At 47.4% G+C, this 20,567-nt stretch carries 13 protein-coding genes and 2 tRNA genes; 1 reads left to right on the forward strand and 14 read right to left on the reverse strand.

Annotated features, from left to right (window positions below; translation table 11 throughout):
• Positions 1–120: 120 nt before the first annotated feature.
• From SGRA_RS07350 to thiH, 12 genes are all read right to left on the reverse strand, one after another.
• Positions 121–753: an ABC transporter ATP-binding protein gene (locus tag SGRA_RS07350; RefSeq protein ID WP_015692008.1), complete on the reverse strand. Its 633-nt coding sequence runs from the start codon at positions 751–753 to the stop codon at positions 121–123.
• A gap of 3 nt (positions 754–756) precedes the next feature.
• Positions 757–1,542 carry an acyl-ACP--UDP-N-acetylglucosamine O-acyltransferase gene (lpxA, locus tag SGRA_RS07355; RefSeq protein ID WP_015692009.1) on the reverse strand — a complete coding sequence of 262 codons (786 nt, stop codon included), beginning with the start codon at positions 1,540–1,542 and terminating at the stop codon, positions 757–759.
• A gap of 2 nt (positions 1,543–1,544) precedes the next feature.
• Positions 1,545–2,930, reverse strand: a complete 1,386-nt coding sequence (locus tag SGRA_RS07360; RefSeq protein ID WP_015692010.1) for a bifunctional UDP-3-O-[3-hydroxymyristoyl] N-acetylglucosamine deacetylase/3-hydroxyacyl-ACP dehydratase — start codon at positions 2,928–2,930, stop codon at positions 1,545–1,547.
• A 96-nt stretch (positions 2,931–3,026) separates the two neighbouring features.
• Positions 3,027–4,073, reverse strand: a complete 1,047-nt coding sequence (gene porQ, locus SGRA_RS07365; RefSeq protein ID WP_015692011.1) for a type IX secretion system protein PorQ — start codon at positions 4,071–4,073, stop codon at positions 3,027–3,029.
• Positions 4,063–4,668 (reverse strand): toxin-antitoxin system YwqK family antitoxin, encoded by a 606-nt coding sequence (locus SGRA_RS07370; RefSeq protein WP_015692012.1) that lies wholly within the window; start codon positions 4,666–4,668, stop codon positions 4,063–4,065. The genes porQ and SGRA_RS07370 overlap by 11 nt, the downstream gene beginning before the upstream one ends.
• Positions 4,669–5,017: 349 nt before the next feature.
• A tRNA-Gly gene (locus tag SGRA_RS07375) sits at positions 5,018–5,090 on the reverse strand.
• Between the two features lie 543 nt (positions 5,091–5,633).
• Positions 5,634–5,709 (reverse strand) — tRNA-Gly (locus tag SGRA_RS07380).
• 593 nt (positions 5,710–6,302) lie between these two features.
• A complete protein-coding gene (locus tag SGRA_RS07390; protein WP_015692015.1) occupies positions 6,303–8,600 on the reverse strand; it encodes a lamin tail domain-containing protein in 2,298 nt (765 codons plus the stop codon).
• A 526-nt stretch (positions 8,601–9,126) separates the two neighbouring features.
• Positions 9,127–9,999, reverse strand: a complete 873-nt coding sequence (locus SGRA_RS07395) for a sigma-70 family RNA polymerase sigma factor (RefSeq protein WP_015692016.1) — start codon at positions 9,997–9,999, stop codon at positions 9,127–9,129.
• 169 nt (positions 10,000–10,168) lie between these two features.
• Complete coding sequence (gene bioD / locus SGRA_RS07400; RefSeq protein WP_015692017.1) at positions 10,169–10,810, reverse strand: dethiobiotin synthase; 642 nt, start codon at positions 10,808–10,810, stop codon at positions 10,169–10,171.
• A gap of 243 nt (positions 10,811–11,053) precedes the next feature.
• Positions 11,054–12,463, reverse strand: coding sequence for a tetratricopeptide repeat protein (locus tag SGRA_RS07405; protein ID WP_015692019.1), 1,410 nt, complete (start codon positions 12,461–12,463; stop codon positions 11,054–11,056).
• A gap of 89 nt (positions 12,464–12,552) precedes the next feature.
• Complete coding sequence (thiH, locus tag SGRA_RS07410; RefSeq protein WP_015692020.1) at positions 12,553–13,698, reverse strand: 2-iminoacetate synthase ThiH; 1,146 nt, start codon at positions 13,696–13,698, stop codon at positions 12,553–12,555.
• 500 nt (positions 13,699–14,198) lie between these two features.
• On the opposite strand from thiH, the gene SGRA_RS07420 reads away from it, so the two are divergent.
• Positions 14,199–15,932 carry a glutamine--tRNA ligase/YqeY domain fusion protein gene (locus tag SGRA_RS07420; RefSeq protein WP_015692022.1) on the forward strand — a complete coding sequence of 578 codons (1,734 nt, stop codon included), beginning with the start codon at positions 14,199–14,201 and terminating at the stop codon, positions 15,930–15,932.
• Between the two features lie 66 nt (positions 15,933–15,998).
• On the opposite strand, the gene SGRA_RS07425 is transcribed toward SGRA_RS07420, so the two are convergent.
• Positions 15,999–18,464, reverse strand: coding sequence for a DUF5916 domain-containing protein (locus SGRA_RS07425; protein WP_245538660.1), 2,466 nt, complete (start codon positions 18,462–18,464; stop codon positions 15,999–16,001).
• A 1,082-nt stretch (positions 18,465–19,546) separates the two neighbouring features.
• Complete coding sequence (locus tag SGRA_RS07430; protein WP_015692024.1) at positions 19,547–20,566, reverse strand: alpha/beta hydrolase; 1,020 nt, start codon at positions 20,564–20,566, stop codon at positions 19,547–19,549.
• Between the last annotated feature and the right edge of the window lies 1 nt (position 20,567).

Consider the following 20,567-nt stretch of genomic DNA (forward strand, 5'->3'; position numbering starts at 1 on the left):
TAGTGGCCCGAAGGGCCAGACCAAGGCGCTTGCGCCGATGGGCCGAGCAGACCTGCGAGCTACGGCACAGCCCGACCCGCCCGCAGGGCGGGGCAGCCCCATAAAAAAAGCAAGCCATAACTAGCTTGCTTTAAAATCTTCTATTTGTAGTTGTTTTTGACAGAGCAGCAGATCCTCCTCTACATTAGAGGCAATAATACAAAGTCTATTGGGAAGGCCATAGCGTTCGAGCAGGTCTTGAAACCAGGCCACGGCTTTTCGGTCTAGGGTAATACTAGGTTCATCGAGTAAGAGCAGCGGGCTTTCGCTCAGGAGGGCCAGACTTAGCTTAAGGCGTTGTTTCATCCCCGAAGAAAAGAACTGAATCGGTTTATTTTTGGCCGACTTAGGCAAGCCAGAGAGCTCAAAAAGATCTTTTGGGGAAATGCCTGGCAGGAGCGGCTTAAACTGTCGATGAAAATCTACCGCCTCCATCAGGCTCAGCTCCTCGATCAGTTGCACATAAGGGCCGAGATAATTGCAATATTGAAAAACGTTCTCTCTATCTAGCGGTTGGCCATTATAAGTATAGACCAATTGGCCGGCAGAGGGAGACAGAAAGCCCGAAAGGCATTGGAGCAGGGTCGATTTTCCGGCCCCATTATGTCCACGAATAGCATAAGCCGTATTGGCCTCAAAGGTATAATTGAGGCCCTTAAAAATCCATTCGTAGCGGTAGCGCTTACCCAAATTTTGGAGATCAATAGAAAGCATAGACTAGGCATTTGAGCGCAGGCCCTTAACGATGCCTATTTCGGAATCTTCTATAAACTGTAAGATTTGTTCTTTTTCCTTAGAGTGATCTAAAGCATCAATATTTGCTAGTGCATCTGCACGGCCCTGTTTGGCCACAAAAAGCTGATGGTAAATATCTTGGATCGCCTCGATAGTTTCTACTGAAAACCCTCTGCGTTTCAGGCCAATCACATTCACGCCAATATAGGAAGCGGGATAATGAGCCACACGGATAAAAGGAGGGACATCTTTATTGAGCAGCACCCCACCGCCCAGCATAGCATGAGCGCCAATTCGGGTAAACTGATGCACGGCCGACATCCCGCCAAGGATCACATAATCTTCAAGCTCTACATGTCCGGCCAAAGTACTATTATTGGCCAGCACACAATGATTACCCACAATACAATCGTGGGCAATATGTACATAAGCCATGAGCAAGCAATTGCTGCCCACCACTGTTTTCTCGTTAGCTGCCGTACCACGGTTGAGCGTACAATACTCTCGGATAATGGTATTATCGCCTACTTCTAGGGTAGAATATTCGCCTTTAAACTTAAGGTCTTGAGGGGCGGCGCCAATGATTGCGCCAGGAAAGATCTGGCAATTTTGGCCAATTCGGCTACCAGACATAATCACGGCATTAGGGCCAATTTGGCTGCCATCACCAATAACGACATCCTCTTCGATGGTAACGAAAGGACTAATTTTTACATTTTTGCCAATTTTGGCCTTAGGACTGACAACAGCTAGCGGATGATGATTCACGATTACTTACGCTTGATAATTTGAGCTAATAATTCGGCTTCGGCCACTAGTTTATCACCAACATAGGCCTTAGCTTGCATTTCGACCAAGCCCCTTCTAATTGGGCGCATTAGGTCTAGACGGAAGATGAGCGTATCTCCGGGGACTACAGGCCTGCGGAAGCGGGCCTTATCAATTTTGAGAAAATAAGTGTCGTAAGAGAGCGGATCATCGATAGCCTCCATGACTAAAATCCCGCCAGTTTGGGCCATGGCTTCAATTTGAAGCACACCGGGCATAATGGGGTGACCAGGGAAATGTCCAACAAAAAAGGGCTCATTAAAGGTCACGTTCTTTACCGCCACCACATGTTGGGGCGAAAGGTCGATGATTTTGTCAATGAGCAAGAAGGGATAGCGATGTTGCAGTTTCCCAAAAATATCTTCAATATTATATACGGCTTCCTGTTTAGGGTCGTAGACAGGAATATTCTTCGTTTTGCGTTCTTTGATGGCCAATTGCCGGAGTGCTAGGGCCATTTTGTTATTGACGCCATGTCCGGGTTTATGGGCCACAATTCGTCCCACAATATCAAAACCCAAAAGCGCCAAATCACCCATAAGATCGAGCAATTTGTGGCGGGCGGCCTCATTGCTAAAGCGGAGACTTTGACCGGGCAGCAAGCCAGTGCTTTGCACATCAATAGTTTGCTGATATTGTTTTTCTAGGGCCGCCTTTTGTTCGGCTGTAGGTAGTTGTTCTACAAAAACGAGGGCCGAATCGGGCTGTCCGCCCTTGGCCAAGCCATGCTGCAAAAGTGCAGAGAGCTCATGCAAAAAGACAAAAGTACGGGCGGGTGCAATGGCTTCTTCAAAGCTTTCTTGGCTAGCTTTAAAGCGGCTAAACTGAGCGGGTAAAACGGCAGACTGAAAATCTACGGTCACCATCACTTCTAGTTCCTCGGCGGGGTAAATACTAATTTCGCTTTCGCCTAGCTGCACCGAAATAGGTTCCTTAATTTTAAGCGAAGGCTTTTCGGCAGCCTGTTCCTCTAGGCCAACGGCCTTAAAAGCCTCAATAAAAGGCTGGGCACTACCGTCCAAAATGGGCAATTCGGCAGCGTTAATTTCAACCAAAGCATTATCAATACCCAAAGCATAAAAAGCGGCCATCAGATGCTCTACAGTAGCCACATAAGCGGTTTCATCGCCAATTACGGTATGTCGATCGGTTTTGAAAACATTGGCGGCATCAGCCTTAATGACAGGGGCTTCAGGCAAATCCATCCGTTGAAACTGAATACCATGGCCAGCCTCGGCTGCCAAGATTTTAAGTTCAACATCAATCCCTGAATGTAAGCCTTTTCCAACTATTGTTACCGCCTGCTTTAGGCACTGTTGTTTTCTCATGCTTTGCGAAGTTGCTAGTCTCTTAAATACCGCTGCATTTGCGGTTGCTTTTCAACCCACAAAGATACATTTATTTATTGGCCTTCCTAATTCTGTCTAAAAATCTTGAAGCCGAGTACTGATGCCAAAATGATGTACGGTTCCAGCTAAATGATAGTTAGCCAGCCCATAATCAAAGCGAAACTTATAGAGCTTAAAGCCAACACCTGCCGAGAAGCCAGCAAGGGAACGCAGGTTTTCTATACTCATCTCTCTTTGGCGCAAATGGTCGTAGCCTAGGCGCAGGCGAAGGCTAGGCCCCAGCAAAAACTCTAGGTTGAAATTCAAATGTCGGAAAAAATTATCTACGCCCTCTCCAAAATCGTTGTTCTGCGGTTCTTCCGTGCCCAATAAGCTATTTTCCTGGACCAGTGCGGGGTCGTCATAGCGAATATCCCAACGGTCCAAATGATGCGCCACTACAGAAATCCGCAAAGGCAGATACTTCAATTGCTGGCTAAGCCCCAACTGCATATCAAAGGGTAGGGCATATTTTTGCTGATCTGGATGGTAGCTTTTGAGCTGTTGGCCAATGTTTTTTAGGACCAAGCCCATGCTAAAACGCTTGGCCGTATCTTGGTAGATCATGCCCAAATTAGAAGCCCAACCTCTAGACGAATAGGCCTCATATCTAGAGAAAACCCCCTTAAGCTGTAGCCCAAAGCTCCATTTGTCGCTAGCCTGATAGCTGGCCCCTAGGCCCAAGGCCAACTCCGAGGCCGAAAAACTGCCCGTGGCCTGCCCCACTTCATCATAACCCTCAAACTGACCATAGCTCACATGCTCTATACTGCCCATTAGGCTCAGTTTTTTGGGCGCAATATGATAGGCATAAGCTACGGTTCCATGCGTAATGCCCGAAATATGAGCATTCTGTTGTAAGGATACATTATTGTGATTTTCGGCATTCAAAGCAGCCGGATTGAGGAAGGACAAACTCAGATCCTTATCTCGTACAGAGGGCAAACGCCCGCCCAAAGCCGTTGCCCTAGCCGATGGCGACAACTCTAAAAACTCATAGACATAGCGTCCGCCTTCTACCTGAGCTTGCAAGCTCGAAAAGGCCAAACATAGGCCCAAAAAAACCAATACCTTATTCTTCATCTTTTGCTGTTTTACGCTCCCAAATGGTTTCACAACTGCCCGCCGAACAAGATTGTTTGCGCAGCAGCTGCCCCTCGGCATCATATTGCTTAATGAGGCCGTCCATATTGGGCCCTTTCAAGAAATGCCCCTCTTCCTTTATTTTTCCATTTTGATAGTATAAGGTATAGGCCCCATTTTCTACACTACCACTAAACTCAACGATTTCCTTTAACTTTCCGTTGGGATAATAGCTCTTCAGCGGCCCTTCTATATCGCCATTGATGTATTGGCCCTCTTGCTTGAGCTGCCCATTGCTATACCAGTACTGAAACTTCCCCTCATAACGGTCTTTTTCTGTATAGGCCAAACTTTCTAGCTGCCCATTGGGGTAATAGGTCTTTACAGGCCCATCCAATTTCCCCTTTTTGTAGTGCATAATTAGAGCAATCCCCCCCGACTCATGAAAGCCTTTGTAGCGCCCTTCTATTTCTCCTGTTTTCTTATGCTTCCGATAACGGCTAATTTTTCTTCCCTCTGCATCTCGCTCTACCACTTTTTTCAATTGACAGCTACCCAAAGAAACGAGTAGCAATAGCATCCAAATCCATTTCATAAAACTGTTTTCCTATAAAAGTACGCTTTATTCTTTCCGCTACAGGTTTTCCCGCTTTTTTTCTTCTAAAGGCTATTTTTTGGGGCTGCCCCGCCCTACGGGCGGGTCGGGCTGTCTCGCAGCTCGCAGGTCTGCTCGGCCCTGCGCGGCTTTTAGCCGCTAGGTCTGCCGCCTTTGGCGGCCCTGCTGCCCATCCCTCAGCCAGTCGCTGCGCTCCTCGGCGGGCGCTGCGCGCCCTTCCTCATTGGACCAAAACAAAAAAGCCCAACCTGATTAGAGGTTGAGCTTTAACGTATAGACACAAAAAAAGCAGCTCCTAAAAAGAAGCTGCTCGATTGTGAGAATCCTGAGCAGAAGACGAGATTCGAACTCGCGACCCTAACCTTGGCAAGGTTATGCTCTACCAGCTGAGCTACTTCTGCTTGTTGTGTGGACACAAATATAAGGTGCTTTTTTAAAACTCCAAATTTTTTTGTCCTTTTTTTTGGTGCCCGGAGCGGGGCTCGAACCCGCACTGACATTACTGTCAACAGGATTTTCTTACCAGCTACAGCTTTCACTGCCTTTTATTGGGATAAAAGTTTGTGGTCTGGACTTTCTCTCAACCCTATTCATTATCTTAATAATAAACTTAGGCCACTCCCGTAAAGTCTCTGCACTTTTTGCAAAACAAAGTTTGCAACTTAGCTCAGGATTGTCATCAGCATTACCTGTTAAGATTTCCCTGAATTTGAGAGTGTATGCAAAAATCAATTTCTCGATTAGCGCTCAGAATCCTACTTTTTATATGAAACCTCTTTAAGAAGTTGTGCAATCAATAAACTGGAGTTTACTCCCAAAACTGCACTTTTAATCATTAAAAACATAAAAAAGTAGACTAAGTCCTGCGTGTCTACCGATTTCACCATCCGGGCAAAAGAACTTCTTGTTCATCCAAAAAAAAAGAAGCTCTTGCGAACTTCTCTTGGAGCAGAAGACGAGATTCGAACTCGCGACCCTAACCTTGGCAAGGTTATGCTCTACCAGCTGAGCTACTTCTGCTTATCAAATACTTAACAGCTCTCTTCCGAACTGCTTTGCAAATATAGGGCAGCTTTTTGGTTTTTGCAAACTTTTTTGGCAAAAAAACAAACAAAAAAATGGCCTCCTTTGCTAAGCTTTTGTTTTTCAATGGCTTTTAAGCATAAAAAATGCTCCAATTTGCGTTTTGCAGGGCCAAAGGCCCGCAGGCCACAACAAGCCCTTTAGGGCGCAGTTCGACGACCGAAGGGAGTAACCGATGCGGCGGGCAGGGCCGAAGGCCCGCAGGCCTAGCGATGCGGCGGGGTGGCCGAAGGCCAGACCGAGCTTTTTTGAGCAAAGCGAAAAAAGCGAAGGGCCGAGCAGACCTGCGAGCCCCAAAGCGTAGCGCCTGCCGTAGGCAGGAGGCCCCAAAACAGCAGCGAGCTGCGACAACAAGCCCTTTAGGGCGCAGTTCGACGACCAAAGGGAGTAAACGTAGCGCCTGCCGTAGGCAGACAACAAGGCTGCAAGCCGCAGTTCGACGACTGAAAGGAGTAACGCCCCAAAAGAAAAAAGGCCTCCTCCCCTATTTTGGGAAGAAGACCTTTTGCTATTAAATCATTGCGCTAAGCCTATTGCTTGATAAAGCTTTGGCTGCTAGATTGTCCGTTGCGGATGATATTGAGGTGGTAAACACCGGCCTCTAGTTGGCTCAAGTTGAGTTCTTGGCGGTTGCCTTGCAAGTTGTCTAGGCGGATCACCAACTGGCCCAAATTGTTGTATACTTGAATAGCATCAACGGCCTCGGCCTCTACGAATAGACGGTCTTGAGCGGGATTGGGATAGATGCGAACAGGAGCTTGAGCGCTCAAGTTTAGGCTAGAAATAGGTGTAATGCTAGAGTTGCAAGGCACCAACTGATAGCCCTCATCATGAGGAATGCTGGGGTCGTACTGTCCACCAAATCCATACACCTTAAAGGCGCCAGTAGGAGCAGGTTGTGTATAAAGATCTACATCATTATCGATATAGAGACTAAAAGTATCGGTACCGTTAGTTGCGTCAACAGCAAAGCCAGAACCAGTACCTGTCCATTGTGAAGGATCTATCAAAGTCAAGTTATTGATTTCGATCAATTTGTTTTCGGTAGCTTCAGAAAGAGCAGTGACCTCTAGTGGGCTCAAAGTGGCGTTGCCAGCACTTACAAAGTCGATGCTATCGGCCAATACCTGCAACAAACCGTTGTAGTTATTGATGCGGCCAAATACGCGGATAGAGTCGCCAGCATTTACTGTGTAACTGCTAATATCTACAGGCGCATAAACGCGGATACCGTTAGTAGAAGCCGTTTCGATTAGGGCAAAGTCTAGGCCGTTGCCAGAGCGGAAATCATCGCAGTATACTAGGCCACGAAGCTCAACGCTATCGCCTTCAAAGGCGGGAACATTACCAGGAAGAAGAAGGCCATCAATTTGGTCAATAGTAGAGTAAACATAAACACCAGGGCTAGCGCAGGCTGTATTGGCAGCGCCGGGAGTAGCATAAAGAATATCGCCTAGGCCAGTAGTACCGGCATTGTTGGTGGCGTGGCACCAGTTGGCGGCATCGTTATTATCTGCATTTACATCAGAAAGTTGGATAGCGACATTATCATCGCGTAGGGGCCAGGGAGCATTATCGTTATAGTTAACAATATCAACGGTATCGCCAGCAATGGTATAGAAAACGATATCTTCACCTACATTGCTCAATGCGCCAGAGGTCCATTGGTTAGCAGTTACGCCAGTTACGGCCTGTAGGGCCACAGAATCCAAAGTGATCACCCAATAAGCACCAGCAGCAAGAGTAGTTCCGTTAGGCACAGTATAAGCAACGCCATCAAAGTAGAAGCCACTCAAGTCGGCAGTAGCAGTACCATTATTATACAACTCGATAAACTCGATCGTATCTGTTCCTACTTGGTCGTACAAGATTTCTGTAATCACTACATCAGGAACAGGAACGGCAGCAATATCATTTGCATTGATGTTCACTGTATAGCTATTGTTTGTACCAATGACAGCGCCGTTAGTTGCATTGCCCAACTCAAAAATGATGGTTTCCAAAACTTCTTGGTCGGCATCATCTACGATATCAATCGTAAAGCTTTGGTTAGTTGTGCTATTGGCAGGAAAAGTAACGGTAGTAGGGCTGCTAAAGTTGGTATAATCAGCAGCAATAGCCGTAGAAGAAGCGCCAATGCTCACCTCTACTGTAGTAGCTGTAGCATTGGGGTTCTGAATAGCCAAATCAATTGTTACTGTACCTACGTTTTCGTCTACATAAGTTTGTGTTCCAGCAAACTCTACAGTTAAGGTAGTATTCACTACACAGTTGGTGGTATTTGCAGCACCGGGGCTAGCCAAAAGAGCCGTTCCGCCTACGGTAATCCCCGTATTAGTAGAATCGGTGGTCCAGTTTGCAGGATCAGTATTATCTGTAGTGGCATCGCAAAGAGCCAAAGAGTTCCCCGAACCATCAGCGGCATTGGGCCAGCTACCGGCATCATTATAAGTAACAGAATCCATAACAACGCCAGCACCATCGACCAAAACGATAGCTTCACCGCCATTGCTCAAACCACCAGAAGCCCATTCGCGGTCGGCAGCTTGGCCATAAGTATTTTGAAAAGCGGCCGCGTTTACGGTCCAAACAAAGTAGCCTCCAGCGGGAATCACGGTAGAAACATCTACAGAGTCTGCTACACCGGCAGTAAAATGCCAGCCCTGAATATCTACAGCAGCTGTGCCCGCATTATAGAGCTCAATAAATTCTGTGGTGTCGGTCCCACCTTCTGGGGGATTGTACATAATCTCATTGATGACAATCTGCGCCTGCGCGGCGGCTACTGTCAAAAAGACTGCAAGAATAGCTAGGGATAGTTTTTTCATGCCCGTTTTTTGTTTTGTGGATAAATATTTAACTCAATATAGGGCTTTCACTTTCTTTGAAAAATGCCTACAAACAAGGGCCTAGTAGTCAGTAAAAGAGTTGTGCAAAAGAAGCCTAAAAACACAAATATTAAACTACAAAAATATATTGCGACCAAATTTCATTTGGATTAATTTTATGTAAACTAGGTTAATATTTTATGTACTTCTATTTTTTGGGGCTGCCCCTTCCGCCGGCTTGAAAGCCAGCGCAAAGCGGTATCGCTTTGCGAAGCAATACAAAATGAGGGTGGAAACCCTCATGAATTATTGGGCGGGTCGGGCCATTGCGCAGCTCGCAGGTCTGCTCGGCCCTGCGCCGCCTTTGGCGGCTGGGTCTGGCCCTTCGGGCCACTGCTGCCCATCCCTCAGCCGAGGCGCTGCGCGCCTAGATGGACCAAAAACAAAAGCCTTCCCGCAAAGGAAGGCTTTCAACTACTTACTGAAACTACTAAATTACACAATTAAATATCTTATATATCGTCCTTTAGCTTGCAGAAGGCAAAACTAAATCTGCTTTAATATATCGGCGGAGGCGGCGCAGGGCTCGCTGTTTAATTTGGCGTACTCTTTCTCTGGTCAGGCCACAATCTTCTCCAATAGCTTCTAAAGTCATTGGACAGTGATTATAGAGACCATAATAAGAAACAATAATTTGACGCTCCAAATCAGACAGGCGGTCCAATTGTCCTTTTAGCTCTAAACGAGAAGACTCTTCCATCAAAGCCTGATCCCCTTCTTCGGTTACTGAACAAGCCAGAGTATCTAGCATACTCACATCTGAATCTCGTTCGCCAGCGCCCAAAGGCGCATCTACAGAAATGTGTTTTTGAATCATGCGCTCCAAAGCCACAATATCCTTTTCTCTCAGGTCCAACATTTCGGCCAATTCGGCTACCGAGGGCTCTCGCTCATGCGCTTGCATAAACTGTTGCCTGGCTCGAAGCAAACGGCCATGTCCACCCAATTTATTAGAAGGTAAGCGCACCATTCGCCCATGCTCCATCAAGGACTGTAAAATCGATTGGCGGATCCACCATACGGCATAAGAAATAAATTTAAATCCCTTACTTTCATCAAAACGATGGGCCGCCTTAATCAAGCCCAAATTTCCCTCATTGATCAAATCACTTAGGGCCATGCCCTGATGCTGATATTGCTTGGCCACCGAAATGACAAAACGCAGATTGGCCGTCGTTAGACGATGCAATGCCTGCTGATCGCCAGCTCTTACTTTTTTGGCCAAAACCACCTCCTCTTCGGCCGAAACCATAGAAATTTTACTTACATCTTTTAAGTAGTTCTCTAATGCTGAGCTTTCGCGTTGGGTAATCTTCTGGGTAATTTTTAACTGTCGCATAGGCTATTTTGATAAAGTTTTCTAGGTATACGCCCTGAGGCGGGCAAAGTTTCACTTTTTTGCTAAAAAAAGCAAATTATTAAAGCAAAAAAATTACAGAAAAAGGGCGACTCTATATCTTTGTTACCTATCTATGACCAAAACAGCAAAATTGTTACCGTTACAACACTTATTTTTTTAAAATTTTTTCAAAATTTGATTTCAATCGCTTAGCTTCTTGGGCCACAAAGGCCGCATCTACGGGACCTTCAGCCTGTTCTACTCGGCCCAAACAAGTTAACTCACTATAATTCAAGATGAATTTTTCTGTCGATGGGGTCGATGGACCATTAAACAAGAGGTAAATTTCTGTCAACCCTCTAGCTTTTAGGGCTTCTATGCTCAAGATTGTATGGTTAATGCTGCCCAAATAGTTTTGAGAAACCAAAATAACGGGCAGTTTTTGCCTTGCGGCCCAATCTATATATAGCTCTTCCTCATTTAGTGGGACCATCAGGCCGCCCGCTCCTTCTATCAGCAAATTGTTGTCAGTTTTGGGAATAACCAGCTGGTCTAGCGCTATTTTTTTGCCCTCAGCCGCAGCAGAATAATGCGGAGAGGCCGGTATCTCTAAACGATAGCGCTCCGGATGGGTCTTTAGGCCCTCCCATTGGACCAAGTCCCGAACTTTATCGGTATCTGTATATTCTAGTTCTCCTGACTGTACGGGTTTCCAATAGTCCATTTTTAGGGCCTTAACCAAAATTGCAGAGACCAAGGTTTTTCCAATTTCTGTCCCTATTCCCGTAAGAAAAAATGCGTTACTTGACATCTGTTGTTTTTTATGTGTTCAATAATATCACTGCCTAAAAAACAAAAAATGCCCATCCTGTTTTAGGATAGACATTTTAATTTATTCATAAAGCAGTTTGGCCCAGCGCTGCGGAGGGGGGGCCGAAGGCCAGACCGAGCTTTTGAGCGCAGCGAAAAAGCGAAGGGCCGAACAGGCCTGTGAGCCCCGCAGCATAGCGGCGGCCGACCTAGGCGAAGCCTAGCCGGCCGCGGGCCCCAAATTCTAATCTAAATGACTGCCCCACCAGCTCATAAAGGCTTCATCTTTTTCCATATCGGGCTCTAGTTCAAACAACAAATGTTTGCTCCAAGCTTTTGTAGAAAGGGCCATAATGAGTTGCTCGCTAGCGGCCTGTTTTTGGCCCAATTGCCAGAGCAAAAGCACCGCAACCCAATCATATACATCGGAGCTGCTCTCTAACTGCGCCGATTGCAAGGCCAACCAAGCCTGCTCATAATCGCCCTCATCAATTAGGAATTCTAGGTAGCTGCGCCAAACCAAGGGCGAATGCGGCGCTAGTTCTGCCGCCTGCTGAAAGCAGTTTCTGGCCGCCTCTTCTTGGTTCAACTGATTGTGGGTTTCGGCCATGGCCAATAAAAAGCGCTCTTCATAATCCGCCAATTTAAAAGCCTGCTCAAAGGCATCTAGGGCGGCCAGCCATTTGCCCTGAGCCGCATAACTCACGCCCAATAAATAGAAGGTATTGGGCGCTTTTTCTTCTTCTAGCAAACTTAAAAACTGCTGTTGCGCCTGAGCATATTGTCCCTGCAGTTGCAGTAACTGGCCTTTCCACATGCCCAAATCTTGGGGATATTGCGGAAAGTTCGCCTCAAAATCAGCTAAAACCCCAGCCAAACGGTCCAATTGCTTGAGATGCATCAATAATGGAATATAATCCCGATAGGCAAACTCCATTTTTTCGGCAATGACAATGGCATAATCATAGGCCTCCAACGCTTTTTCATAAAGGCCCATTTTCTTGTAGGCATGGCCCAAATTGTACCAAGCCCAAGGCGCATAGGGATCCAAATCGGTCAGTTCCTGATGCAGCTCGGCTCCTTCCGTGTAGAGTTCGCCTAGTTCCATGGCCAGCCAAATGCGGTTATAGGCCAGCTCATGATGGGGGTCTTCTCGAAGCAATTCTGCCAAGAGCTCAAAGGATTTATCATAGCGCTCTTGCTGCTCATGAATAACCGCCTGCATCAAAAGGGCTTCTAGGCGATCGGCCCCCTTGGCCTCGGTCATAATCTGCTCCAATAATCTGTAAGCCTGCTTGTAATGTCCTCTTTGCTGCAAGATTTCCACCTCAAAAAAGCGGACTTCCATGCTGCTGGGCTCATAGAGTTTGGCCTGTTCCAGATAGCGCTCGGCCTCCCAAAGGCGGTCCACCTCCAAGCTGAGCTGCACCCCAAAGAGATACAATTGGCCAGAAAAAGCGTGCTGTCGCAAAGCATGCTCTAAGGTCAAAAAAGCCTGCTCCCATTTGCCCTGCGCCTCATAATGCTCTAGTAGGCGCAAAAAGCTTTCTAGGTCCAAAAATTGAAGCTCGCCCTTGGCTAGCATTCCCTCGTATCGGCGCAAAATCATGCGAAAATCTTGGCCCTCTCCCTCATTATAATCAAATGCTTGCATGCCTATTTTTTATGTGATACTTTCTATAACGCAAAAGGTAGCGACTTCGCCCTATTTCCGCAAGAGATTAACGGCTTCCTAAGGTTTTTTTAGACTTTGGAAAGCAAACCGCTGTAGGCTTTGTCCCAGTCTTTCCAGACGGCCTCATAGCCTTGTGCTTCTATCATTTCTACGATTTCGGCTGGGCTGCGTTCGTCTGAAATTTCAAATTGCTCTAATGATTGTGGTTCAACGACATATCCGCCAGGGTTGGTCTTTGAGCCTGCACTCAAGGAGGTAATGCCCAATTTGATGACGTGATTCCGAAAGTGCTCGGACTCTCTGGTCGATAAGGATAATTCTACTTCTTCATTATATATACGGTAGGCACAGATGAGTTGGACCAGTTCTCGGTCGTTCATTGGTACTTTGGGGTCCAATCCCCCAGAAAAAGGCCGTAATCTCGGAAAAGAAATGGAGTATTTGCTTTTCCAGTATTTGCGCTCTAAATAATCTAGGTGCAAGGCCGTAAAAAAGCTATCGGTCCGCCAATCTTCCAAACCGATCAATACCCCTAGGCCCATTTTATGCACTCCAGCCCGGCCCAAACGATCGGGTGTATCGAGCCGATAAGTAAAATTGGATTTTCGGCCCTTGGGGTGGTGCTTTTTATAATCTTCTTTGTGATAGGTTTCCTGATAAACCAAAACCGCATGCAGGCCCAAAGGCAACAAACGCTCATATTCCTCCTGTTTGAGCGGCTGCACTTCCATAGACAACTGCGCAAAATGCGGCTGCAAAGCCTTAAACGCCCGCTCAAAATAATCTATGCCCACCGTCTTATTGGCCTCTCCAGTAACCAGCAAAATATGCTCATAGCCCATTTCTTTGAGGGCCGTGGCCTCCATCAAAATTTCGCTTCCGCTAAGGGTGCGGCGGCGCATGGGGTTATCCAGACTAAAGCCGCAATAAGTACAAATATTTTGACATTCATTAGAGAGATAAAGGGGGGCATAAAGCTGTAGGGTTCGCCCAAACCGCTTGAGCGTCAGGGCTTGGCTTTTTTGGGCCATTTGCTCTAAATAGGGGGCGGCCGCAGGCGAAATCAGGGCCTTAAAATCTTCTAAATTGGGTTTTTCGCTGGCCAAGGCCCGCTCTACATCGGCCGCCGTTTTGGCGTAAATGCTGGCCTTAGTGGCCGCCCAATCATATTGTTCAAACAGCTCGCTAAAGCGTTCGGCTTGTGGTGCTCGCATCATGTTTTTCTATTTCTAATTCTGCACAAAGATAAGGCTTGTTTACTGATATTCTATGATTTTTTGGGGCCTCCGCAGCAAAGCTGCGGCGCTACGTTTCGCAGCTCGCAGGTCTGCTCGGCCCTGCGCCAGCAAGCTGGCTAGGTCTGGCCTGACGGCCACTGCTGCACATCGCTAGGCCAAATGAAAGGCCAGCCCTACGGGCCTGCAAAAGAGGAAAAAAAGGGCGGGCCAACAAAAAGCAAGCGCCTAAGTCCTATCTTTTGCCTAAAATGACTAGTTTTGTTCTTTTAGAACAACGCCCTTGGGCGAATGTTCTTCTCTGCGTTTTGCAGGGCGCGAAGCGCCCGCAGGCCTAGGGATGGAAAAGGGGGCGGCGCAGCCGCAGACCCAGGCGCTGCAAGCGCCGCAGGGCCGAGCAGAGCTGCGAGCCCTGACACAGCCCGGCCGCCAAAGGCGGCAGGCCCCAAAAGAAACTGAACATTTTAGAATAAAAGAGCATGTCTAAAGTAGAAGAAAACGACAAACCAAAAGAGTCGCTCAATTTTATTGAGCAAATTATTGTAGAACATAATGAGAATGGCCGTTTTGGGGGCCAGGTGCATACCCGTTTTCCCCCAGAGCCCAATGGCTATTTGCATATTGGTCATGCCAAGGCCATTTGTGTCAATTTTGGCATTGCCGAAAAATTTGGCGGCAAAACCAATCTGCGCTTCGATGATACCAATCCCGCCACCGAAAGCAGCGAATATGTGGAAAGCATCAAGAAAGATGTGCGCTGGTTGGGCTTTGATTGGGAAGAAAGAGAATATTACGCCTCTGACTACTTTCAGACGCTTTATGAATATGCCGTTACGCTGATCCAAAAAGGCCTGGCTTATGTCGATTTTACTTCTGCCGAAGAAATGGACCGCCAAAAAAGAGCCGAGGAAGCCAGCGAATACCGCAGCCGCTCTATAGAAGAAAACCTAGCCGAATTTGAGAAGATGAAGGCTGGCGAATATGAAGAAGGTATCTGCGTTTTGCGGGCCAAAATTGATATGAGCCACCCCAACCGCCTCATGCGCGACCCCATTATTTATCGGGTAAAAAATATGGCCCACCATCGCACTGGCGATGCTTGGAACATTTACCCCATGTACGATATGGCCCATGGTCAATCGGACTCTATTGAAGGGATCACGCATTCGCTTTGCTCGCTAGAGTTTTTGCCCCACCGCGATCTCTATGAGTGGTTGACCAAAAATCTGGGAATTCACGAGCCACAGCAGCTAGAGTTTTCTCGCCTCAACCTCAATTATACCATTACCTCTAAGCGCAAGCTCAAGCAATTGGTAGAAGAAGGCCATGTTAGTGGCTGGGACGACCCACGGATGCCCACCCTTTCGGGGATGCGCCGCCGCGGTTATCCTCCCATGGCTATCCGCAACTTTATTGAGAAAGTAGGGGTATCTAAGCGCGAGCAATTCATTGACCTCTCGCTTTTGGAGTTTTGTGTACGAGAAGAGCTCAATAAAGTAGCTACTCGTGCCCTTTGTGTGCTCGATCCTCTCAAAGTGGTCATCGAGAACTTGCCCGAGGGCCATTGTGAAGACATGCAGGTAGTCAATAATCCCGAACTTGAGGATTCGCCTATGCATAGCATGCCCTTTACCAAAGAAATCTATATTGAGCGGGGCGACTTTATGATTGATCCCCCCAAGAAATTTTTCCGTCTCGGTCCGGGCCGCTGCGTACGCCTCAAAGGCGCTTATATCATTGAGTGCACAGGCTATGAAACCGATGCGCAGGGCGAAGTAACAGAAGTGCGTTGCCGTTTTATTGAAAACAGTAAGAGTGGCGAAGATACTAGTGGTGTAAAGGCCAAAGGAACCTTGCATTGGGTATCTATTGAGCATGCGGTTCCCGTAGAAGTTCGCAAATATGATCGTCTTTTTGCTACGGAAGCACCAGGTAAAGCATCGGGCAACTTCTTGGATGATATCAACCCCAAATCTTTGGAAATCATTGAGACCGCCTATGCAGAGCCCTTCTTGAAAGAGGCCAAGCAAGGAGAAGCTTTTCAGTTTATGCGCATTGGCTACTTTACCCTAGATGCCGATAGTACAGCCGAAAAGCCCTGCTTTAACCAAACCTCTCCCCTAAGAGATAATTGGGGCAAGAAGAAACCCAAAGGGGGCGGCCAACAAAAGAAAAAAGGCGGCCAACAGAAAAATAAAAAGAAGCAAAACTAATTGCTTGACCCCATAAAAGGGAGCGCCCCAACAGCCTAGGCTGTTGGGGCGCTTTTTTTGGGCCAACTAAAAGCGTTTGGCCAGCTCCTTTCCAAAGCGGGGAACATCTAAAAAGTAGAGCAACTTCACAGAAAACTGATTGAGGGGATTATCCTCTAGCATCTGCTGAAAGTTTCGGCCATAGTTTTCTTCTACATATTGGCCCTCGCTGAGGATAGCATTCTTCCAGACTGCATTAAACTCGCTACCGGGGGCAAAGCGCCAGCGGAAAATCAGGTCAATATTAAAAGCATTATAATTTTGGTCATGCAAAGCATCATAAGAGCTATCGAGTAGGTCGCCAGTTTGGTCCAAAACATAAAAATCTGAATAAGCCACCGAAGCCCAAAAGTGTCGAGCTCTAAAGCTTAGCGAAATTAGGGGACTAAAGAGGTAGTTAAAAGTCAATTGCGACTCCATAGTCTGATAACTCCTCTGCCCAAAAATAATGCTCTCATCGGCCAAGCGATTGACATAGCCCAAGTTCTTGTTCCGCAGGGTTAGGTTTTGAGACAAGACCAAATTGGCCCGATCATTAAAGCGGTAGCGGGGGCTCAGCTCCATCTCAAAGGTATAGGCATTCTTCCAAATGGGATTGGCCGACAAAAAGGGCCGATAAGAAATATCGCCATCCAAGGCAAAAGGCTTGCGATAATCTGAAGAAAAATAGCCCCGAATACGGCCCCAAATGGGTTTGTTCCAAGCTCGGCCGGCCTCTCTGGCCTCAAAGAAATCGACATAGCCCAAAGGCTGAAAAGCCAAATTGAAAAAGCTATACAAGAAGTTTTTATCGGTGGCCGATACCTGCGCATTCATTTCTATTCGGCTAAAATTATAGGGTTTATACAACTGCTCCATATAAGTAGAGAAATTGTAGTGCATATAATTGTAGCGGCCAAAAGGCTTGAAAATATAGTAATCTAGATTGGCGGTGGTCCGCAGATAATTGGGCCGACCAATATAGCCTAAGTCGTTAATATTATACTGATCGCTATAAACGGTTTGATTGAGCGACCAGCGCCATTGGCCCTGAATCTTTCCTACATTTAAATAGGCTTTAAAGCCATCTTCGATCTCTTCTTTATACAGCTCTTGGTCCAAATAACGGCGACTATAAGCCCCCGAGCCCGACAATACATAGCGGTTCTTTTTATCCGTCAAGCGAAATTCAGTTCCCCAAGCCATAGCATCCGTAAAGCCGCCCGATCGCAAAACAGAGCTTTGCACAAAACTAATGTAGGAGTTGTTCCGCAGCTGCTGGTCAATGACTAATAGATTGTAGTTGCTCAGGCTTTCGGTTTTAATGCTGCGCTCCTCCCCTTTTTCGCTTTCTATTTTGGCGTAGGCGGGGGCCGTTACAGCATTAAATACCCCAACACCAAGGCCTTTTTGGGTTCGGCCCGATAACTTCAGGGCGTTAATCAATTGACTGCGCTCTGGGTTACTCACTAAGGTTTCTGTACTATCCATTTGGCTGCTGGCCCAACTGGCTCGACTCGGGCGGCTACCGACTCTACGAGAGTAAAATAAATCGGCTCGCCCAAATAATTCGGTCCCTTCCGTAAAAAAGGGGCGGCGCTCGGTATAATAGATTTCAAAAGGGCTGAGGTTAAATTGTAGGTTGTCCGATTGCACATCGCCAAAGTCTGGAATTAGGGCCACATCTAAGGTAAAACTCTCATTGATGCCGTATTTTAGGTCTGCCCCCGCAGAAGCCCGAAAGCTAGGCGCCTGCCCATTTTCTAAGGTCAAATAACTGGCCGCATAGGGGGTTAAGGACAAGCGCAAGGGCGGATTGATGCCCTCCAAACCATACAATAAGCCAAATTGCTGTACCTCCCCATCTATTTCGGGGTCGAGGGCCGACCAGTACGCACTTTCTCTGTATCTCCGAATATAACGCTCGAAGTTGATGCCCCAAAGCTGCTGCTCCTGAGGTGCAAAACGCAATTGAGAGTAAGGAATCTCTATTTCTACGCTCCAACCATCTTCCAATATCTGATGTCCAGAGCGCCAAGCCGCATCCCAAAGCTGATCCCCATCACTGGCATCTTCTCGCACGCCCGAAGCACTGACCGTAAAATGAAAGGCGTTTTGCTGCCTAAACATCCCATCAATGTAAACGGTAAAATAATCGGCATTAGAGCCCGACACCTCATCTCGAACCGCCAATTGCTGCAAAATGCTGTCTGGCGCAGGATCATACATATAGGCCCCAATATAAATGGCCGAAGGTCCATAAATTACCCGCACTTCGGTCCGAAAAGAGCCCGGCGTATTCGGCGCAGGCTCATATTCCGTAAATCCCTCGGCAATGGGGGCCTCCTGCCAAGCCGCCTCATTCAATAGACCGTCAATTTTTAATTTTCCCTCGCCCAATTGCATGGCCCGCAAGCCCTTTTTGTTGGGGTAGGCCGCCATGCCCACCGGCTGAGCCGCTAAGCCCAAAATAGCCGATAAGTAAAAGAATATCAGTAGATAAAACTGCTGCATAATTGTTAGTTGTGGAGGTTTGTAATTGTTGGCTGCAAATTTAGGCGCTAAAGAAATAGCCGTCAAACTTTTACTATTAGCCTTCTGCAAATTTCGACTAAGTTGTTTTTGGGGCCTCCGCTGCGGCTTCGCCTTGCGGCGCTACGCTTCAGGGCTCGCAGGTCTGCTCGGCCCTGCGGCCTGACGGCCTTGGTCTGCGGCTTCGCCGCCCCCTTTCGCATCGCTAGGCCGCTCAGCTGTCTTTTTCCAGCTTAAGTTTCTTCTTCGGCAAGTCTGTTTAAAATTTTGTGTTTCTCCTTTTTGCTGCCTAGGGACAAGCCCCTAGGCTAGCTTTTTCAGACAGCCCTCTAAAGAGGGCCTTTGGATAAGCTACTTCTCTGCAACAACAACTGAACAAGGCCTTGTATATCAATAGTTGAGGCCCTTGTCAGGGCTGACTCCATTGGATTAGCCTAGGGGAGTCTGTTTAAAATTTTGTGTGCGGCCCTTTTCTGCGCCTAGGGACAAGCCCCTAGGCTAGCTTTTTCAGACAGCCCTCTAAAGAGGGCCTTTGGATAAGGTTCTTCTCTGCAACAACAACTGAACAAGGCCTTGTATATCAATAGTTGAGGCCCTTTAGGGCTGACTCCATTGGATTAGCCTAGGGGCTTGTCCCTAGGCGACTATTGGCATAACTAGTTTACTTCCAGACATAACTAGTTTACCGCCAGACCTAACTTTTGCCTTTTTTCATTTTGTTGCGTTTTTTCAGTTTTTAACAAAGCGCTAACAATTGGACATAAAAAAAGGCGCAAAACCTAGGTTTTGCGCCTTTTTCAGGGGCCGAAGCGGGAGGTCTAGCTTAGAAATAGCTGTTGAGCGGCCCAGCGATGTGCAGGGGTGGCCGAAGGCCAGACCAAAGGCGAAACGAAGTGAAGCCTGCAGGGCCGAGCGACCCGACCAACGGGAGCCGATGCAGCGAAGCAAGTAACAGCGAGCCCCGAAACGTAGCGGCGGCCAGCTTGCTGGCCGCGGGCCCCAAAACAAAAAAGGTAGTCAGCAAAAATGCTCACTACCTTTCTATAAAAATTATTCTTTAGAGGCTATTCGGAAACTGCTTTAAGCTGCATTTCCTCCTCTAAAAAGGCGATAGCCGCAGCCTGCACCTCCTCCCAAGCTTTGGAGGTCCAGGGGGAGCAGATGACATGTGCTCCTGCCTCTGGAAAAGCCTGTTTGCGTTTAGTTTTGCTGCCTAACTGCTCATACATTTCGAGCATTTTGGCCACAGAAACCGTGGGATCTTGTTCCTCTTCATTCTTATAATAATAGCCGAGGAAAAAGGGTTGCTTCACCTGTTCGAAGAGTTCGGGCTTCATGCAATTCTCTATTAACAATTGCAGTTGAATTAGGCCCTCGATGCGGTATTTGCTCGTCCAGTACTTGTCAATACTATCGTTTTCTGGAACCCAGCTTCGGTAATCGCCACCAAAGACCATGCGGGCCAATTCCATTCCCCAGGGGCCAGTCAATAATTTGGCGTTGGGGTCGGCCACTTGGATATTGGGCGAAAAGGCCAGATGTCCAGCAATAGCGGTATCTGCGGCAGAGAGGTAAAGGCCCAAACTACCACCCGTAGAACAGCTAATCAAGATCACTTTTTCGCCTAATTCTCGGCCAATGGCTAGGGCCTCTTTAGCCGATTGGATATAGCTTTCTACCGTCAAATCGGCAAAGGCGTCTACATCTTTTCGGCCATGTTGAGAGAGCCGAGGCAGATACAAATTGGCCCCATAGCGCTTGGCCAACTGCTCATGAATGGGCCAGCCCTCCATGGGCGAAGCCGAAAATCCATGCAAATAGACAAAGGCATAGGGCGTCTTTTGCTTGAGGCTATCATTGGCCCAAATCACTCGGCTTTGATTGCCCGTTTTCACATCGGTATCGCGAGCATCATAGGCCGCCACCTGCGCCTCCAAAGCGGCGGCAGAGGCGTAAGGCGTATGATAAATCGGTAAATTATCGGGAATATTTTCCGCCTTAGGGGTTGGCCCCAAGACATAAGTTACCGTTCCCACCGAAATCAATATAAATACAACAGCTACCACCCACTTTAGTATGCGCATA

This window comes from Saprospira grandis str. Lewin, from assembly GCF_000250635.1.
Lineage (GTDB): Bacteria > Bacteroidota > Bacteroidia > Chitinophagales > Saprospiraceae > Saprospira > Saprospira grandis.

What these genes read in the sequence shown, in the direction of transcription:
- SGRA_RS07350 (WP_015692008.1), bottom strand. Translation starts at nt 753, where the DNA reads ATGCTTTCTATTGATCTCCAAAATTTGGGTAAGCGCTACCGCTACGAA.
- SGRA_RS07360 (WP_015692010.1), bottom strand. Translation starts at nt 2,930, where the DNA reads ATGAGAAAACAACAGTGCCTAAAGCAGGCGGTAACAATAGTTGGAAAA.
- porQ (WP_015692011.1), bottom strand. Translation starts at nt 4,073, where the DNA reads ATGAAGAATAAGGTATTGGTTTTTTTGGGCCTATGTTTGGCCTTTTCG.
- SGRA_RS07370 (WP_015692012.1), bottom strand. Translation starts at nt 4,668, where the DNA reads ATGAAATGGATTTGGATGCTATTGCTACTCGTTTCTTTGGGTAGCTGT.
- SGRA_RS07390 (WP_015692015.1), bottom strand. Translation starts at nt 8,600, where the DNA reads ATGAAAAAACTATCCCTAGCTATTCTTGCAGTCTTTTTGACAGTAGCC.
- SGRA_RS07395 (WP_015692016.1), bottom strand. Translation starts at nt 9,999, where the DNA reads ATGCGACAGTTAAAAATTACCCAGAAGATTACCCAACGCGAAAGCTCA.
- bioD (WP_015692017.1), bottom strand. Translation starts at nt 10,810, where the DNA reads ATGTCAAGTAACGCATTTTTTCTTACGGGAATAGGGACAGAAATTGGA.
- SGRA_RS07405 (WP_015692019.1), bottom strand. Translation starts at nt 12,463, where the DNA reads ATGCAAGCATTTGATTATAATGAGGGAGAGGGCCAAGATTTTCGCATG.
- thiH (WP_015692020.1), bottom strand. Translation starts at nt 13,698, where the DNA reads ATGCGAGCACCACAAGCCGAACGCTTTAGCGAGCTGTTTGAACAATAT.
- SGRA_RS07420 (WP_015692022.1), top strand. Translation starts at nt 14,199, where the DNA reads ATGTCTAAAGTAGAAGAAAACGACAAACCAAAAGAGTCGCTCAATTTT.
- SGRA_RS07425 (WP_245538660.1), bottom strand. Translation starts at nt 18,464, where the DNA reads ATGCAGCAGTTTTATCTACTGATATTCTTTTACTTATCGGCTATTTTG.
- SGRA_RS07430 (WP_015692024.1), bottom strand. Translation starts at nt 20,566, where the DNA reads ATGCGCATACTAAAGTGGGTGGTAGCTGTTGTATTTATATTGATTTCG.